At 69.1% G+C, this 16,789-nt stretch carries 14 protein-coding genes; 4 read left to right on the top strand and 10 right to left on the bottom strand.

What is annotated here, in order from left to right; genetic code table 11:
• Positions 1–31: 31 nt before the first annotated feature.
• Positions 32–2,170, bottom strand: a complete 2,139-nt coding sequence (locus ACIRVH_RS18300; RefSeq protein WP_403954911.1) for a transglycosylase domain-containing protein — start codon at positions 2,168–2,170, stop codon at positions 32–34.
• A gap of 333 nt (positions 2,171–2,503) precedes the next feature.
• Between ACIRVH_RS18300 and ACIRVH_RS18295 the strand changes: the two genes are divergently transcribed.
• Positions 2,504–2,725, top strand: coding sequence for a zinc ribbon domain-containing protein (locus ACIRVH_RS18295; RefSeq protein ID WP_403954091.1), 222 nt, complete (start codon positions 2,504–2,506; stop codon positions 2,723–2,725).
• A 15-nt stretch (positions 2,726–2,740) separates the two neighbouring features.
• On the opposite strand, the gene ACIRVH_RS18290 is transcribed toward ACIRVH_RS18295, so the two are convergent.
• The 3 genes from ACIRVH_RS18290 to ACIRVH_RS18280 are packed head-to-tail and all read right to left on the bottom strand — an operon-like array spanning position 2,741 to position 7,189.
• A complete protein-coding gene (locus ACIRVH_RS18290; protein WP_403954088.1) occupies positions 2,741–3,553 on the bottom strand; it encodes an HAD family hydrolase in 813 nt (270 codons plus the stop codon).
• Positions 3,553–6,000 (bottom strand): phosphoribosyltransferase, encoded by a 2,448-nt coding sequence (locus ACIRVH_RS18285; protein WP_403954086.1) that lies wholly within the window; start codon positions 5,998–6,000, stop codon positions 3,553–3,555. Before ACIRVH_RS18285 ends, ACIRVH_RS18290 begins: the two co-directional genes overlap by 1 nt.
• A 22-nt stretch (positions 6,001–6,022) precedes the next feature.
• Positions 6,023–7,189: an HpcH/HpaI aldolase/citrate lyase family protein gene (locus ACIRVH_RS18280; protein WP_403954084.1), complete on the bottom strand. Its 1,167-nt coding sequence runs from the start codon at positions 7,187–7,189 to the stop codon at positions 6,023–6,025.
• 176 nt (positions 7,190–7,365) lie between these two features.
• On the opposite strand from ACIRVH_RS18280, the gene ACIRVH_RS18275 reads away from it, so the two are divergent.
• The gene (locus tag ACIRVH_RS18275) at positions 7,366–8,169 is read left to right on the top strand and encodes a TerD family protein (protein WP_403954081.1); all 804 of its coding nucleotides are present in this window, start codon (positions 7,366–7,368) and stop codon (positions 8,167–8,169) included.
• A 20-nt stretch (positions 8,170–8,189) separates the two neighbouring features.
• Here ACIRVH_RS18275 and ACIRVH_RS18270 read toward each other — a convergent pair whose 3' ends face one another.
• The 6 genes from ACIRVH_RS18270 to ACIRVH_RS18245 all read right to left on the bottom strand — a co-directional run bounded on the left by ACIRVH_RS18270 (position 8,190) and on the right by ACIRVH_RS18245 (position 12,712).
• Positions 8,190–8,924 (bottom strand): Tellurium resistance, encoded by a 735-nt coding sequence (locus tag ACIRVH_RS18270; RefSeq protein WP_403954909.1) that lies wholly within the window; start codon positions 8,922–8,924, stop codon positions 8,190–8,192.
• A 147-nt stretch (positions 8,925–9,071) separates the two neighbouring features.
• Positions 9,072–10,217 carry a DUF475 domain-containing protein gene (locus ACIRVH_RS18265; RefSeq protein ID WP_403954078.1) on the bottom strand — a complete coding sequence of 382 codons (1,146 nt, stop codon included), beginning with the start codon at positions 10,215–10,217 and terminating at the stop codon, positions 9,072–9,074.
• Positions 10,218–10,266: 49 nt separating this feature from the next.
• The gene (locus ACIRVH_RS18260) at positions 10,267–10,845 is read right to left on the bottom strand and encodes a TerD family protein (RefSeq protein ID WP_145883343.1); all 579 of its coding nucleotides are present in this window, start codon (positions 10,843–10,845) and stop codon (positions 10,267–10,269) included.
• Between the two features lie 106 nt (positions 10,846–10,951).
• Complete coding sequence (locus tag ACIRVH_RS18255; RefSeq protein ID WP_403954075.1) at positions 10,952–11,527, bottom strand: TerD family protein; 576 nt, start codon at positions 11,525–11,527, stop codon at positions 10,952–10,954.
• 139 nt (positions 11,528–11,666) lie between these two features.
• Entirely contained in the window at positions 11,667–12,125 is a 459-nt protein-coding gene (locus tag ACIRVH_RS18250) for a peroxiredoxin (RefSeq protein WP_403954072.1), read from the bottom strand.
• A gap of 146 nt (positions 12,126–12,271) precedes the next feature.
• Entirely contained in the window at positions 12,272–12,712 is a 441-nt protein-coding gene (locus ACIRVH_RS18245; protein WP_186581706.1) for a DUF3052 domain-containing protein, read from the bottom strand.
• Between the two features lie 406 nt (positions 12,713–13,118).
• Here ACIRVH_RS18245 and aceE point away from each other — a divergent pair, with 406 nt between their 5' ends.
• Both aceE and ACIRVH_RS18235 read left to right on the top strand, forming a co-directional pair.
• On the top strand, positions 13,119–15,866 hold the full coding sequence (gene aceE, locus ACIRVH_RS18240) for a pyruvate dehydrogenase (acetyl-transferring), homodimeric type (RefSeq protein WP_403954069.1): 2,748 nt from the start codon (positions 13,119–13,121) through the stop codon (positions 15,864–15,866).
• A gap of 77 nt (positions 15,867–15,943) precedes the next feature.
• Positions 15,944–16,687 (top strand): potassium channel family protein, encoded by a 744-nt coding sequence (locus tag ACIRVH_RS18235; RefSeq protein WP_403954906.1) that lies wholly within the window; start codon positions 15,944–15,946, stop codon positions 16,685–16,687.
• The last annotated feature ends 102 nt before the right edge of the window (positions 16,688–16,789 follow it).

Raw genomic sequence — 16,789 nt, 5'->3', positions numbered from 1 at the left:
GGGGAGGGAGGTCGGCGCGGGGCCTCGGGGGTCAGCCGAGGCCCGTGGCGTGCGCCCAGATGCCGTACGGGACGTCGACGTCGTCGGTGGTGGTTCCGGCGAACCCGTCGAGCGACAGGGGTTCCAGGGACTTGGTCAGGTCGATGCGGTAGACGACGACGGAGGTGGACACGGACGCGGAGGTGCCGACGTACCAGGCGGCGCTGTCGTCGTCGGTGGTGCCGGCCTTGCCCGACACCTGGGCCGTGCTCGTCGGGTGGGCGACGCGGTAGGACTGCGTCAGCGCGCGCTCGACCTTCTCGGCGACGTCCGCGCCCACCGCCCGTTGCGGGCGTGGGGTGGCCAGGGGCACCTGGGTGCCGTTGCGGGTGATGCGGCGCACCGAGTACGGCTCGGTGTGCGTGCCGGAGGCGGCGAAGGTGGCGTATCCGCTCGCCATCCGGATCGCGCTGGGTGTGGAGTTGCCCATCGACAGGGCGGGCACCTGCGGACCCATGCTGGAGGAGAGCAGGCCCGCCGCCACGGCGGTCTCGCTCACCTTGTCCAGGCCCGTGTCCATGCCGAGCTGCATGAAGGGCGTGTTCACCGACTGGGCGAGGGCGTTGCCCAGGGTGATCTGCCCGTAGGACTTCTCACCGTCGTTGTGGGCGGCGACCTTCTTGCCGCTGCGGTCCCAGTAGGGGCCCTCGGGCGTGGTGACCGGGACGCCGTCGTCGCCGTCGTAGACGGTCTCGGGTGTGACGGGCGTCGCGGGTCCGCCACGGGTCTTGTGGACCCCGTGTTCCAGACCGGCGGCGTAGACGAAGGGCAGGAACGCCGAGCCGGCCTTGACGGTGGTCGCGTTGGACTCGTTGTAGCCCTGCTTGCGGTGGTCGGGACCGCCGTAGACGGCGAGGATCCGGCCGTCGGCGGCGACCGAGGCGGCGCCGTAGTGGGCGGTCCTCGCCTGCTCGGGGTGGCCCTTCTTCCCCTGCTCACGGGCCTTGGCGACAGCGCTGGTCAGCGCGGTCTCCCGCTTGCGGTCGAAGGTCGTGTAGATCTGGTAGCCGCCGAGGTCGAAGTCCCGGTCGGAGATGTGGGCGGACTTCTTGGCGTACTGCTGGGCCAGCTCCACCAGATAGTCGCTCTGCGTGCCGGTGTCGTAGACGCGCCCCGACTTGAGCGGCTCGGGGAAGGTCTTGTACTGGGCCCGCTCGGCCGGCGACAGCTTGCCGATGTCGACCATCCGGTCCAGGATCCAGGACCAGCGCTCGACGGCCCGCTTGTGGTTGGCCTCGCTGAGGGTGGGGTCGTAGAGCGCGGCGCCCTTCAGCATGGAGGCGAGTACGGCCGCCTCGCTGGCGTTGAGCTTGCTGACGTCCTTGCCGTAGTAGGCCTGGGAGGCGCGCTGGATGCCGTAGGTGCCGCGGCCGAACCAGCTGGTGTTGAGGTAGCCCTCCAGGATCTCGTCCTTGCTCATCTTGTTGTCGAGCTTGAGGGAGATCATCGCCTCGGTGAACTTACGGCTGACCGTCTGGTTCTGATTCAGGTAGACGTTCTTGACGTACTGCTGGGTGATCGTGGAACCACCCTCGGTGTCCCCCTGTCCGATGGTGCGCCATACGGCGCGGGTGATGCCTTTGACGGAAATACCGGGATCCGAGTAGAAGCTCGCGTTCTCCGCGGCGAGCACCGCCCAGCGCACCTGCTCGGGTATGTCCTTGAGGGGCATGTCCTGGCGCCGCACCCAGCCGGTGCGGGCCATCGGCGTCCCGTCGGACCAGAAGTAGATGTTGTCCTGCTGCGTGGCGAAGGTGTTGAGGTTCTTCGGTATGTCCGTCATCTCGTAGGCGATGAACAGGGACATGCTGATCACGGCGAAGCCGGACAGCACGGCGCCGAGCCACTGGCGCCAGGAGGGTATCCAGCGACGCCAGCCGATACGGCCGGGGCGCGGGTACAGCGGTCTGAGGCGACGGGCGTACGGGGCGAGCGGCGCGAGCCGGGGGCCGGCGACGGCACGCAGCCGGGCGAGGGCGGACGCGGCGGCGACCATGACGCGGTCGCGCGCCGGGAGGCGTTCGCTGCGCCGACGCTGTGCGCGGCCGCCGGAGGCGGGAGGCTCGGGCGGCGGGGGCACACGCAGCTGCATCGTGACGTCCGCACGAAGGGCGTCGACCTTCAGATGCAGAGTCGCGTCCGTCTCCTGCGGCTGCCGCTCCTCGGGCCGGGGACTCTTGTCGTCCCCGTCGCCTTCCGACCGCTGCCATGACTTGGCCAAGGCTGCGTCTCCCCTCGCACTGGTCCTTGCGCGCGCGGTTCAGACTCAGCAAAAGGTGGACACCGCCGCAATGGTCTTCGCGGCGCGGTGAACCCCCCCTTTTCCCCCGGTCTTACGGCTCCTCGCGGCTAAGCTAAGTTATCAGCGATCTTTTCAAAATCTCCGCACCAGTTTCGGGCAAGAGCGAACACTCATAAAACTTTGAAGTGCTGTGACAAGCGCCACTCCGGTTAACCTGTGCGCATGCCTCGCTATGAGTACCGCTGCCGTAACTGTGGTGACACCTTCGAACTGAGCCGTCCGATGGCGGAGTCCGGCGCGCCGGCCACCTGCCCCGCGGGCCACGACGACACGGTCAAGCTGCTGTCGACGGTGGCCGTGGGCGGCACCTCCGCCGCGCCGGCCCCGGCGCCCAGGGCGGGCGGGGGCGGGGGCGGCTGCTGCGGCGGAGGCTGTTGCGGCTGACGCCGACCGTGCGGGTCAGGCCCTCGGGCGGGAGGCCCGCAGGAACTCCCGTACGATCCGCTCCCCGGCCAGCACGCCACGCTCGGGGAGCGCGCTGATCTCCGGTGCGCTCCAGTCGCTGTCTGCCAGTTCGCCGTGGCCGGGGCGCCAGCCCCGGTCGGCGGCCAGCAGCAGGTCGGCGTCGAGCAGCGAGTCCCCGGCGGCCAGGGTGAGGTGGGCGCCGGTGCGCCGGGCCACCTCGCGGACGGCCGCGCTCTTGGTGAGCGGCTTGGGGACGGCGTAGATCTTGCGGCCCTGGAGCGAGACCGTCCAGCCCCGGTTCTCCGCCCAGGCCGCCAGCTCCTTCACCCACTCCTCGGGCAGCAGCTCGCGTTCCACGACGAGATAGGCGAACAGGTCCTCGGCGACCCGGTGCTTGCGCACCCAGGCGGGGTCGGCGGAGGTCATCAGGTGCTCCCGGATCTCCTCCAGCGGCGCGCACTCCTCGGCGAGCCTGGCCAGCACCTGTGCGTGCCAGTCCTGGTCCGTGACGCCGTCGACCAGCAGATGCCCACCGTTGGCGCAGATCGCGTAGGCCGGCTGCGGGCCGGGCAGGTTGATGCGCTGGTACTGCTTGCGGGTGCGGGTCGTGGTCGGCACGAAGACGGCTGTGTCGCCGAGGTCGCTCAGCAGCTGGGCGGCCGTCTCGGTCATGTACGACAGCGGCCTGCTCTCGTGGACCTCGACGCACAGCAGCCGGGGCGCCCGCGCGTCCGGCATGGTCAGCGCGAGGGCCGCCGAGGAGTAGATCAGCGTACGGTCGAGATCGCTCGCCACCAGCACCGGCATCAGACATTCACCGCCTTGCCGTCGGCGCCCGTGGCGCCCCTGGTGTACTTCGGGTGGATCAGCCCCACGCAGGTGTACGGCAACTCGCCGACCTCCTCCACCGGAACCCCTCTCTGTTCGGCCAGCAGTCGCACATGGTCGAGATCGGCGCCCGCACCGGCCTTGGCCAGGATCTTCCACGGCACCCGGCGCAGCAGCACCCGGGTGGTCTCGCCGACGCCGGGCTTGACCAGGTTGACGTCGTGGATGCCGTACTCCTCACTGATCCGCTCGACGGCCTGCCAGCCCTCCCAGGTCGGGGTGCGGTCCTCGGCCATCAGCTCCTTGGCCGCCGCGTCGACGGTGTCGGCGACCTCGGGGAAACAGGCGGAGACGGCGTCGAGGAAGGCCACGGAGACGTCGGCGACAGCGAGTTCGCGGTAGAACTTCGCGCCGTGGAAGTCGTTCGGGCCGACCAGGTCCGCGCGCAGGACCGTACGGGATATCAGTCCGGACACGGTCGAGTTGAGGCAGGCGGACGGGATGAGGAAGTCCTCGCGGGTGCCGTAGGTGCGCACGCACGAGCCCGGGTCGGCGAGTACGGCGATCTCCGGGTCGAAGCCGGTGATGCCCTCCTTGTCCTCGAACTCCTCGATGGCCTGGGCGAGTTCGCGGGTGATGGCGCCCTTGCCGGTCCAGCCGTCGACGAAGACGACGTCCCGGGGGTCGTGGTGGGCGGCCAGCCAGCGCAGGGCGTTGGCGTCGATGCCGCGGCCGCGGACGATCGAGACGGCGTAGTGCGGGAGTTCGAGGCCGTGCCGGAACCCGGCCCAGCGGCGCATGAGCACGCCGACCGGGGTGCCGGCGCGGGCCAGCGAGACCAGCACCGGCCGGGGCGACCGCTCGGCGATGACGGCCTCCGTCACGACACCGACGGCCTGGGCGATCCGGGCGGCGGAGGCGTCCAGGGCACTGTGGAACAGCTCCTGGTACTGCTCGCTGGGCTGGTACTCGACCGGCAGCGACTCGGCGTAGTGGGCGCCGCCGCTCTGGATGGCCTCCTCGCGCTCCTCGGTCGGCGCCTCCAGGGTCACGTCCGAGAGGTCCTGCAGCAGCCAGCCGACCTCTTCGGGGGCGTACGAGGAGAAGGCGGGGCCGCGGAGGGGCTCGGGCAGCATGGCCGGCCTTTCGGGGGAGGCGAGGGGCTCGGGGACGTACGAGGGGACGACCGCGAGCAGGACGTGCGGGGTGTGGGCGGCCAGGCGGGCCGGCAGACCGTCGGGGGCGTGCAGCGCGGAGGTGTCGGCGACCGAGTCGACCACGGCGACGACGGCGTCGAAGCCGGCACCGGCGACGTTGTAGGCGTACCGCTCGCCGGGGCCGTCGGCCGGGTCGTCGTGAGCGGGGAAGACCAGACGGGTGCGTATCGCATAGCCGGGGTCGTCGACCGCGAGGACGGGCGAGCGGGTGGTGGTGGAGAAGCGCACCTCGGCGGGGATCACCTGCTCCAGCTCGCGGGCGATCCGCAGCGGGGCGTACATCAGCTCCTCGAAGCCGAGCACCAGTACCCGCCGGGCGTCGGCGGGCAGCGCCTCGGCGACCCGCGCGGCCATGGCAGGCAGCGCGGCCTCCAGCCGGGCCCGGTGGGCGGGGGTGAACCCGTGCCGACCGCCGTCGGGGAGGCCGGGGGGCCAGTGGAGGTCGACGTGGGTGATCCGGCCGTACGAGGGCTCGGGTGCCTCCTGGACGGGCTCGTGCCGGGCGACCAGCTGCTGCCCCTTCTCCAGCACGCCCTCCGGCAGCCGTACGGTCCCGGTCGCGGCCGCGACGAGGTCCACCCGGGCGCCGATCTCGGTGGCGAACCGCTCCAGGCGGGCGGTGTCCTCGGCGGAGCGCATGTCGACCAGGGCGACCACCACGTACCGCCGTCGCGGATAGCGTTCGTGCAGGTCACGGATGGTGTTGAGGACCGTGTTCCCGGTGGAGAACTCGTCGTCGACCAGGACCAGCGGGCCATCTCCGGCCAGGAGCCCCGCGTCCTCGGGGAGCAGCAGGTGGGAGGTGGCGTGGGAGTGGGACTCCTCGAAGCCGCCCGCCCGGGCGACCCCGGCCACCGGGCGGCGCGTGGAGTGCAGGTACGGGGCGAGGCCCAGACCGTCGGCGACCGAGTGGCCGAGGCCGGTGGCGGTCTCCGCGTAGCCGAGGACGACCGCCGAGGCGGCCTCCGTCTCGCCGAGCAGCTCGCGGACCCGGCGGCCGAGACGGAAGCCGTGGCCGTAGACCACGGACGGCGACTGCGGCACGTGCTTGCCGAGCACGTGGGAGACCAGCAGGTGGGCCCGCTTGGGGTTGCGGCGCAGCGCCAGCCCGAGCAGGGCCCGGAGCCCGTCGTCGCCCTCCAGTCCGACTCCGAGCCGCTCGGCGACCCAGGTGCCGGACCAGACCCCGTCGTTCACTGCGTTCTTCATGCGTTCCTTGGGTTGAAGAGGGTCAGCCGGGTATGCCGGCGGCGAGCAGCTCCACGAAGCCGACGTCCTCGCGTGCGACACCGAAGACCTCGGCGCGGAGCAGGGTCCGCTCGGCCCAGGCACGATGCGGCTTCACTTCATTCATCTTGTTCGTGTAGGCCGACCGGAGTACACCCCCACCGCCGCGTTCCGGCCGCAGAATGTCCTGGGCGTCACTGAACTCCTCGTGACTGACCACGGACAGCGCGTGCACGGGCAGCACGTGGGAGGGGTGGATGCAGGTCTTGCCGAGCAGGCCGTTGGCCTGGTCGAGGGAGATCTCGCGCAGCAGGCCGTCCATCGCGTGCTCGATGAGCTTCTCGCGCAGCTCGACGGCCTGGACCTCCAGGAACGGGCTCTGCCGCAGCTGCGGCTTGAACATGCGCTCGGGGACCCGGAAGTACTCCCAGACCGGCCCGGTCACGGTGAAGCCGGTGCCGTCCGCCCGGCCGAGCATGTTGACCACGTCGGCGATCACGGAGGCGACGACCTGGACGTCGTAGGCGGTCATGTCGGGGGCCCGGCGCAGGCCGTAGGAGGAGCAGAAGTCGGTGACGCCGAGGCGCAGGGCCAGCACCCGGTCGCGGAACTTGTCGACCGCGCGCGCGATGCCCTCCAGGGTGTCCACCCGGGACTCGCGGTACAGCAGCTCGGGCGACTCCAGGACGGGCATGGCGAACAGCCGGCGCCCGCTCTCGGCCTCGGCGGCGGTGAGGGCCTCCAGGAACGGGAGGCCGCGCTCCTCGGTGAACTTCGGCATGACGAAGCCCGACAGCAGCCGCGCGCCGGCACCGAGGCGTCGCACGAGGTCGGGGATCTGCTCGGGGGCGCGCACCCGGATGAAGAGCAGGGGCGGTTCCGCTCCCGGGCGGGAGTCGAGGTCCGCGAACTGCCGGACGAGGTTCTCCTCGCCGGCCGCGACGTCCGCGTCGTCGATCGAGTCCTCCAGGCACAGCACCATCGAGACCACGCCGTTGCCGGTCTGCTTGACGACGTCGTCGGCGAGCCGCGGCCGGGTTGCCGGGCTGTAGAGCGTGGCGCCCAGGGCCGCGGAGAGCAGCCGGGCCGGGGAGTCGGCGGTGAACTCGCACGGCTCCTGGTGGAAGAGGCGCTGCCGCACCTCAGGGGCGATGTGCCCGAAATGACGCATATGGCTCCTTAGTGCGCGCAAGCCGAGCTTGTGGATTGGGTAAAGGGTGGCCGGTAATAGTACGTAGGGATCCATGTCGAAGGTTCCCCTCGGGCATGAATTTCCGGTAACTCACCCGTGTCGGCGCCGACACCCCCGCATTGTCGTGGCCAGGACCAAGAAGGCAGGATGACCGCATGACGCACGCGATGCTGAAGGGGTCGAACGTCCCGCTCGAAGCCACCACGGTGCGCGCCGTGCTGCGCTGGACCCCCGGACAGGGGGTCCCGGACGTGGACGCGTCGGCGCTGCTGCTGGGCACCGACGGCCGCGTGCGCTCCGACGAGGACTTCGTCTTCTACAACCAGCCCCGGCACCCTTCGGGCAAGGTCTGGCGCCTGGGCAAGAAGCGGATCACCGAGGGCCTGACCGACACCATCCAGTCGGATCTCTCCGGGGTCGAGCCCGGCGTCGGCCGCGTCCTGCTGGTCGCCTCCGCGGACGGCGAGACCTTCGACCGCGTCCCGGCCCTGTGCATCCTGCTGTACGACGCCGCCGTCGTCGACGGCGAGCCGCTGGCCCACTTCGAGATCAAGCCGGAGACGGGCGCGGAGACCGCCATGATCTGCGGTGAGCTGTACCGGCGCGGGGAGGGCTGGAAGTTCCGCGCGCTGGGCGAGGGCTACTCGAACGGCCTCAAGGGCCTCGCCACGGACTTCGGCATCTCGGTGGACGAGTCGGAGCCGGAGGAGGAGGCGCACCAGCTCCTGCCCCTGCCCGAGACCACGTCCCAGCCGCTGCCTCCCGAGCAGCCGACGACGGTCCCGCCGCAGTCGGCCTACGGCTACCCCCAGCCGACGTCACCGCAGCAGCCGGCCTACGGCTACCCCCAGCCGACGTCACCGCAGCAGCCCGCCTACGGCTATCCCCAGCCGGCCCTGACAGCCCCGGACCCGAACTTCCGGCTGCCCCCTCAAGGGCCACAGTTCATCGGGCGCTAGGGCAGCCGACTCGTGGGCGACTACTTCTCGGCCTTGGCCTTGTATCCGCGCCCCCAGGTCAGCCCCCACCCGTACAACCGGTCCAGCTCCCCCTGGAACCCGTACACGAACTTCACCTCGCGCCGGACGACCAACTCCCCCTTCACGTTCTCGATCATCACAACCGCACATGACCGAGCCTGAGGATGCCGTTCGTCCAGGCCTATCTCGATACGAGGCCCATTGCTCGGGTAAAGAGTCACGATCGCGTGCGTACGGTCGAACGCCGGCGTCTGGTCGTAGATGTACACGAAGACCAGCAGCCTCTTGATCGCGTCCCGGTGGTCCAGGTTGATGTACATCGTCTCGCCGGACGCCGACCCGAACCGGTCGTCCCCGCTGAGCTTGATGTACGGCGGTGCGTTGACATCGCCGAGGTAGCCGCCGAGCGGCTGGACGACCCCCTTGGTGCCGTCGGTCAGCTCGTACAGACAGCCCAGGTCGAGGTCGACGTTGACCATGCTCTGCCCGTGCCCGAGCACCTCCGGCGGCTTGAGCGCCCTGAACGGGTGCCGGAAGAGGCTGGTGCGCTGGTTGCCGTCGAAGTCGGTGGTCCGCATCCGCCAGGTCAGGTTGACGCGCAGATGGCCGGTGGCCGCGTCCTGCTTGGTGAGCGACACCTGGTGGTGCCGCCTGGTCAGCTCGATCGCGTTGCTCGCCGCGCTGCCCGAGTCGAACTCGGCCCGGCCGCCCCGCAGCCCGTCGAAGAACCCCATTCCCGCCCCCACGTACTCGTCCCGAACGCCGTCGGGGCGGCCGACCACGTCGGCCGCCCCGAACAGAGCGTTCCTCACCGGACGGGATGCCACACCCCGCCACGTCCCTGATCTTGCCCGTAGGGGGCGCTCAGGGGGCGCCGGACGTCAGACTCCGGACGAGATCTCAGCCTTCTCGTCCGAGCCCGCTTCCCCCTCCGTGGCCGCCAGTGCGCGGTTGCGGCGGACGGAGGACCAGAAGGACCAGGCGATCAGGACGACGCCGACGAGACCGGTGATGACCTCGTTGATCTCGTACCGGATGGTGACCATGAGGATCACGGCCAGGGCGCCGATCGCGTAGTGGGCGCCGTGCTCCAGGTAGACGTAGTCGTCGAGGGTGCCCTGGCGGACCAGGTAGACCGTCAGCGAACGGACGTACATCGCGCCGATGCCGAGGCCCAGCGCCATCAGGACGATGTCGTTGGTGATGGCGAAGGCGCCGATCACACCGTCGAAGGAGAAGGAGGCGTCCAGGACCTCGAGGTAGAGGAACATGAAGAACGCGGCCTGGCCGGCCAGGACCACCGGAGAACGTTTCTTCCCGGTGCGGGCGGCCTCTTCCTCCTCCTCGTGCTCGCGCTCCTCCTCTTCCTCCAGCTTGTCCTCGAAGTAGCCGGAGAGACCGCCGACGATCATGTAGGTGATCAAGCCGGCGATGCCGGCGATCAGGACCGTCTGCGCCTTGTCGACGTGGGCGCCGCCGTGCTGGTGGGCGTGGGTGGCGAAGGTGAAGGAGGTGATGAGCAGGACGATCAGGGAGATGCAGACCGACAGCATGTCGACCTTGCCGAGCTTGGCCAGGGGCCGCTCGATCCAGCGCAGCCACTGGATGTCCCGGTCCTCGAAGATGAAGTCGAGGAAGATCATCAGCAGGAACATGCCACCGAAGGCCGCGATCGCCGGGTGGGCGTCCGTGACCAGCTCCTGGTAGCGGACCTTGTTGTTGAGAGCGAGGTCGACGGCCTCGATCGGGCCCATCTTGGCGCTGATCGCGACGATGACGACGGGGAAGACCAGCCGCATGCCGAAGACCGCGATGAGGACGCCGACCGTGAGGAAGATCTTCTGCCAGAAGGCGTTCATCTTCTTCAGGATTCCGGCGTTGACCACCGCGTTGTCGAACGAGAGCGAAATCTCCAGGACGGAGAGGATCGCCACGATGCCGAAGGCCTCCCACCCCCCGTAGAAGACCGCAGCGACCAGACCGATCGCGGTGACCGCGAACGACCAGCCGAAGGTTTTCAGAAGCACTGGCTACCCCATCGTGTTGGTACGGGTCTCCCCCGCGCCGTACTCAGCTTTACGAAACGTTGACTCCGAAGTCTAGAGCGATGCCGCGCAGACCGGACGCGTACCCCTGGCCCACGGCCCGGAACTTCCATTCGCCCTGGTAGCGGTAGAGCTCGCCGAAGATCATGGCGGTCTCGGTGGAGGCGTCCTCGCTGAGGTCGTAGCGGGCCAGCTCCTGGCCGTCGGCCTGGTTGACCACGCGGATGAAGGCGTTGGAGACCTGTCCGAAGGTCTGGCCGCGCTCGTCGGCCAGGTGGATGGAGACGGGGAAGATGACCTTCTCGCACTGGAGCGAGACCTTGGTCAGGTCCACCAGGATCGATTCGTCGTCGCCCTCGCCCTCACCGGTGAGGTTGTCGCCGGTGTGCTCGACCGAGCCGTCGGGGCTCGTGAGCTGGTTGTAGAACACGAACCACTCGTCGCCCAGCACCCGGTTCCCGGCGCCGCACAGCAGGGCGCTGGCGTCCAGGTCGAAGGGGGCGCCGGTGGTGGAGCGCGCGTCCCAGCCGAGCCCGATCAAGACGTTGGTGAGGTTCGGTGCGGCCTTGGAGAGGGAGACATTGCCTCCCTTGGCGAGCGTGACGCCCATGATGCTGGTCCTCCCCTTGTGGTGCTTCTTTGGTTGTCCTGCGCGTCCGGCGCCGACCGTAAACGGTGCGGCGCCGGACGGTATGGGCGTCGGAACCCTGCTGGGATCAGACGTTGACGCCGAAGTCCTGGGCGATGCCGCGCAGACCGGAGGCGTACCCCTGGCCGATGGCACGGAACTTCCACTCCGGGCCGTTCCGGTACAGCTCGCCGAAGACCATGGCGGTCTCGGTCGAGGCGTCCTCGCTGAGGTCGTAGCGGGCGATCTCCTGCTCGCCCGCCTGGTTGACGACGCGGATGAACGCGTTACGGACCTGCCCGAAGGACTGCTGGCGGTTCTCGGCGTCGTAGATCGAAACCGGGAAGACGATCTTGTCCACGTCGGCCGGGACCCCGGCCAGGTTGACCTTGATCTGTTCGTCGTCGCCCTCGCCCTCACCGGTGATGTTGTCACCGGTGTGCTCCACGGAGCCGTCGGGGCTCTTGAGGTTGTTGAAGAAGACGAAGTGCTGGTCGCTCGCGACCTTGCCGGACGTGTTCAGCAGCAGCGCGCTGGCATCGAGGTCGAAGTCGGTGCCGGTCGTGGTGCGCACGTCCCACCCCAGACCGACGATGACGGCGGTCAGGCCCGGGGCCTCCTTCGTCAGCGATACGTTGCCGCCCTTGCTGAGGCTGACTCCCACGAGTCCTCCATGTGGTGTCCAGGGGCGGGGAGCCCCTTCGTGCTCGGATATGGGATCAACGTGCAGATCCTAGTGACGGGTTCCCGCCCCCCGCAGACCCTGGACCCGATGACTCACAGGTGTCGGCCCCGAGGCCGGATCACAGGGTGTCGAGCGCCTTCACGTACTCGTTCAGGTCGCGCGCGTCCGGCAGGCCGTTGATCACGGTCCACCGCACGACGCCCTCCTTGTCGATGATGAAGGTGCCGCGGACGGCGCAGCCCTTGTCCTCGTCGAAGACGCCGTAGGCGCGCGAGACGTTGCCGTGCGGCCAGAAGTCGCTGAGCAGCGGGTACTCCAGGCCCTCCTGCTCGGCGAAGACGCGCAGGGTGTGGATGGAGTCGTTCGAGACGGCGAGCAGCTGGGTGTCGCGGTCCGAGAACTGCGGCAGGCTGTCGCGCAGCGCGCACAGCTCGCCGGTGCACACGCCGGTGAAGGCGAAGGGGTAGAAGAGCACCACCACGTTCTTCTCGCCGCGGAAGTCGGAGAGCTTCACGGTGCGGCCGTGGTTGTCCTTGAGCTCGAAGTCGGGCGCCTTGTCGCCGACCTGGATCGCCATCGTCCTGCATCCCTTCGGTGGACTGATCGGGTGAGAGCGAGCAAACGCTCGGAACCACCCTACGCAGCGATCACCGCGGGTTCAGCACGGACTTTCGGACGGGCCGGGCGCTCCCGGCCCGTCCGACGTCCTCGGGACGAGGCGGGTTACTTCTTGCCGGACTTCGCGGCCTTCGGCGTCGCCAGACGCGAGCCGCTCCAGTCCTTACCGACACTGACGCTCTTGGACGCCGTCAGGCCGGCGGTCGTCGCGGCCTCCGAGATGTCACTCGGCTCCACGTACCCCGTACGGCCGGTCTTCGGCGTGAGCAGCAGGATGGCGCCGCCCTCTTCGATGTACGTGGTGGCATCGACGAGCACATCGGTCAGGTCGCCGTCCTCGTCACGGAACCACAGCACGACGGCGTCGGCCACGTCGTCGTAGTCCTCGTCCATCAGGTCGCCTTCGATGGCTTCCTCAATGGCCTCACGGAGCTCCTGATCGACGTCGTCGTCGTAGCCGATCTCCTGGACCACCTGCCCGGGCTGGAACCCCAGCCTGGCGGCAGGGTTCGTCCGCTCCTCCGCGTGGTCCGCGGTCGCGCTCACGGGTTGCCTCCTGATCATGTCTTGGTGAATGTCTCAGCCACGCGCGTGCGCGAAGCATTGGCCGTAGTCCACACGGGCGGGACGGATCGCGCAAGTACCCGGCCGTTCAGACCGCCGAAACGGTGACGATCCCGGCCGTGTCGCCGCAACTTCTGGCACCGTACCCCGATTCGCCATGACCCACATCACACCGAAGTGCCCGCTTTGCGCCGTTCGGAATCATCCGGCACTACGAGCCTCGAACAAGTTTGCCAAGTCCGTCACGGCCCGGGCGTATCGTTGCGTTTTGACCGGACCCACGCTCGGTTACCCCACGGTAGAGATGACGTGGGCCTTCCCGAGGTACACGATGGGGATCGGTGTAGGCACTAGGAAAAAAGTGGCCCTCTGACAGGTAAGGAACAGCGTGGCTTCCGGATCCGATCGCAATCCGATCATCATTGGCGGCCTTCCGAGTCAGGTTCCTGACTTCGATCCCGAAGAGACCCAGGAGTGGCTCGACTCCCTCGACGCCGCCGTGGACGAGCGCGGCCGTGAGCGGGCCCGCTACCTCATGCTGCGCCTGATCGAGCGGGCCCGCGAGAAGCGCGTGGCCGTGCCCGAGATGCGCAGCACGGACTACGTCAACACGATCCCCACCCGGGCGGAGCCGTTCTTCCCCGGCAACGAGGAGATCGAGCGCCGGATCCTCAACGCGACCCGCTGGAACGCGGCCGTGATGGTCTCGCGCGCCCAGCGCCCCGGCATCGGCGTCGGCGGCCACATCGCCACCTTCGCCTCCTCCGCCTCCCTCTACGACGTGGGCTTCAACCACTTCTTCCGCGGCAAGGACGAGGGCGACGGCGGCGACCAGGTCTTCTTCCAGGGCCACGCCTCCCCGGGCATCTACGCGCGCGCGTACATGCTCGACCGGCTCAGCGCGGACCAGCTCGACGGCTTCCGCCAGGAGAAGTCGAAGTACCCGAACGCGCTGTCCAGCTACCCGCACCCGCGCTCCATGCCGGACTTCTGGGAGTTCCCGACCGTCTCCATGGGCCTCGGCCCGCTGGGCGCGATCTACCAGGCCCGGATGAACCGCTACATGCAGGCCCGCGGCATCGCGGACACCTCCAAGTCGCACGTGTGGGCCTTCCTCGGCGACGGCGAGATGGACGAGCCGGAGTCGCTCGGCCAGCTGACCATCGCCGCGCGCGAGGGCCTGGACAACCTGACCTTCGTCGTCAACTGCAACCTGCAGCGCCTGGACGGCCCGGTGCGCGGCAACGGCAAGATCATCCAGGAGCTGGAGTCGGTCTTCCGGGGCGCCGGCTGGAACGTGATCAAGCTGGTCTGGGACCGCACCTGGGACCCGCTGCTCGCCCAGGACCGCGACGGCGTGCTGGTCAACAAGATGAACACGACCCCGGACGGTCAGTTCCAGACCTACGCCACCGAGTCCGGCGACTACATCCGCCGGCACTTCTTCGGTGACGACCACCGGCTGCGCGCGATGGTCGAGAACATGACCGACGACCAGATCCTGCACCTGGGCCGCGGCGGTCACGACCACCGCAAGATCTACGCGGCCTTCAAGGCGGCCGTCGAGCACAAGGGCCAGCCCACGGTCATCCTCGCGAAGACCATCAAGGGCTGGACGCTGGGCCCGAACTTCGAGGGCCGCAACGCCACGCACCAGATGAAGAAGCTGACGGTCGACGACCTCAAGGGCTTCCGGGACCGCCTGCACCTGCCGATCTCCGACAAGGAGCTGGAGTCCGGCCCGCCGCCGTACTACCACCCGGGGCGGAACTCGGAGGAGATCCAGTACATGCACGACCGGCGCAAGGGGCTCGGTGGGTACGTCCCGACCCGCGTCGTGCGCTCCAAGCCGCTGCAGCTGCCCGACGACAAGACGTACGCGACCGTGAAGAAGGGCACCGGTCAGCAGTCCATCGCCACGACGATGGCCTTTGTCCGGCTCCTCAAGGACCTCATGCGGGACAAGGAGATCGGCCGGCGGTTCGTGCTGATCGCGCCGGACGAGTACCGCACGTTCGGCATGGACTCCTTCTTCCCGAGCGCGAAGATCTACAACCCGCTCGGCCAGCAGTACGAAGCGGTCGACCGCGACCTGCTGCTCGCGTACAAGGAGTCGCCGACCGGCCAGATGCTGCACGACGGCATCTCGGAGGCGGGCTGCACGGCCTCCCTGATCGCGGCGGGCTCGGCCTACGCCACGCACGGCGAGCCGCTCATCCCGGTCTACGTCTTCTACTCGATGTTCGGTTTCCAGCGCACCGGCGACCAGTTCTGGCAGATGGCCGACCAGCTGTCGCGCGGATTCGTGCTGGGCGCGACCGCGGGCCGCACGACCCTGACCGGTGAGGGCCTCCAGCACGCGGACGGCCACTCCCAGCTGCTCGCCTCGACGAACCCGGCGTGCGTGGCCTACGACCCGGCGTACTCGTACGAGATCGCGCACATCGTCCAGGACGGCCTGCGCCGGATGTACGGCAGCGACGCCGAGCACCCGCACGGCGAGGACGTCTTCTACTACCTCACCGTCTACAACGAGCCCATCCAGCACCCGGCCGAGCCGGCGAACGTGGACGTCGAGGGCATCCTCAAGGGCATCCACAGGATCAGCGAGGGTACGGCGGGCTCGGTCCCGGCGCAGATCATGGCGTCCGGTGTCGCGGTGCCGTGGGCGCTGGAGGCGCAGAAGCTCCTCGCCGAGGACTGGAACGTGAAGGCCGACGTCTGGTCGGCGACCTCCTGGAACGAGCTGCGGCGCGAGGCCGTGGCGGTGGAGCAGCACAACCTGCTGCACCCGGAGGAGGAGCAGCGGGTGCCGTACGTGACGCAGAAGCTGAGCGGTGCCGAGGGGCCGTTCGTGGCCGTGTCCGACTGGATGCGATCGGTTCCGGACCAGATCGCCCGGTGGGTGCCCGGCACGTACCAGTCGCTGGGCGCCGACGGCTTCGGCTTCGCGGACACCCGTGGCGCGGCCCGCCGCTTCTTCCACATCGACGCCCAGTCGATCGTGGTGGCGGTGCTGACCGAGCTGGCCCGGGAGGGCAAGGTCGACCGGTCCGTGCTGAAGCAGGCCATCGACCGGTACCAGCTGCTGGACGTCTCGGCGGCGCATCCGGGCGCGGCGGGCGGCGACGCGTAACGCCGTACAGCCTGCGCGGACCGAGGGCGGTGGAGTTGGATTCTCCACCGCCCTTACGTTTTCTTTACGATGCGGGCATGGAGCAACAATCGGCGCAGATGCGATGGGAACGGCGCACCCAACGGCCTCTGCTGGCGCTGGCCGTGGCCTTCGCCGTCGCGTATGCCGTGCCGATCGTGGACAGTTCCGCGGGGCAGGACCTGACGGCCGTGTGCACGGTGGTGGAGTGGACGGTCTGGGGTGCGTTCGCCGTGGACTACGTGATACGGCTCGCGCTCACGCCCCGGCGCACGGAGTTCGTCCGCACGCACTGGCTCGACCTGTGCGCGGTGGTGCTGCCGATCCTGCAGCCGCTCAGGCTGCTGCGGCTGGTGTCGACGCTGATGCTGGTGGGGCGGCGGGCGCGGATGGCTCCGCAGATCCGGCTGACGACGTATGTCGTGGGCTCGGTGGTCGGGTTGTTGATGTTCGGGTCGCTCGCGGTGCTGTCGGTGGAGCGGGAGTCGCCGAACGGGAACATCCGGACGCTGGGTGATGCCGTGTGGTGGTCCTTCACGACGATGACGACCGTGGGATACGGGGATCATGCGCCGACGACCGGTCTGGGGCGGATGATCGCGGTCGGGCTGATGCTGTCGGGGATCGCGCTGTTGGGTGTCGTCACCGCGAACATCGCCGCGTGGTTCATCTCGCGGTTCGAGAAGGACGATGTGGAGGAGCGGCGGCAGACGGAGGCGATCGCTTCTTTGACGGAGGAGGTTCGGCTGCTGCGAGCTGAAGTGGCTCGGTTGGCTGCGGACCGTGAAGAACAACGGAGTTGACCCGGCACCCGGTGCTGCGGCCGGCCGGGGGTGGGTCTCGCCGGCCCGCGCCGGCGGGGTGCCCGCAGCTACGCGCATGCACTGTGCGGGTGCGGCGACTGC

This window comes from Streptomyces sp. NPDC101165 (genome assembly GCF_044768135.1).
Lineage (GTDB): Bacteria > Actinomycetota > Actinomycetes > Streptomycetales > Streptomycetaceae > Streptomyces.
The sequence above is the reverse complement of the archived record's forward strand: the minus strand, read 5'-3'. Positions and strand labels throughout refer to the sequence as shown.

Excerpts from the sequence above, each read along its gene's own strand:
- ACIRVH_RS18250 (WP_403954072.1), bottom strand. The coding sequence starts at position 12,125 with ATGGCGATCCAGGTCGGCGACAAGGCGCCCGACTTCGAGCTCAAGGAC.
- ACIRVH_RS18275 (WP_403954081.1), top strand. The coding sequence starts at position 7,366 with ATGACGCACGCGATGCTGAAGGGGTCGAACGTCCCGCTCGAAGCCACC.
- ACIRVH_RS18260 (WP_145883343.1), bottom strand. The coding sequence starts at position 10,845 with ATGGGCGTCACGCTCGCCAAGGGAGGCAATGTCTCCCTCTCCAAGGCC.
- ACIRVH_RS18295 (WP_403954091.1), top strand. The coding sequence starts at position 2,504 with ATGCCTCGCTATGAGTACCGCTGCCGTAACTGTGGTGACACCTTCGAA.
- ACIRVH_RS18280 (WP_403954084.1), bottom strand. The coding sequence starts at position 7,189 with ATGCGTCATTTCGGGCACATCGCCCCTGAGGTGCGGCAGCGCCTCTTC.
- ACIRVH_RS18285 (WP_403954086.1), bottom strand. The coding sequence starts at position 6,000 with ATGAAGAACGCAGTGAACGACGGGGTCTGGTCCGGCACCTGGGTCGCC.
- ACIRVH_RS18270 (WP_403954909.1), bottom strand. The coding sequence starts at position 8,924 with ATGGGGTTCTTCGACGGGCTGCGGGGCGGCCGGGCCGAGTTCGACTCG.
- ACIRVH_RS18235 (WP_403954906.1), top strand. The coding sequence starts at position 15,944 with ATGGAGCAACAATCGGCGCAGATGCGATGGGAACGGCGCACCCAACGG.
- ACIRVH_RS18290 (WP_403954088.1), bottom strand. The coding sequence starts at position 3,553 with ATGCCGGTGCTGGTGGCGAGCGATCTCGACCGTACGCTGATCTACTCC.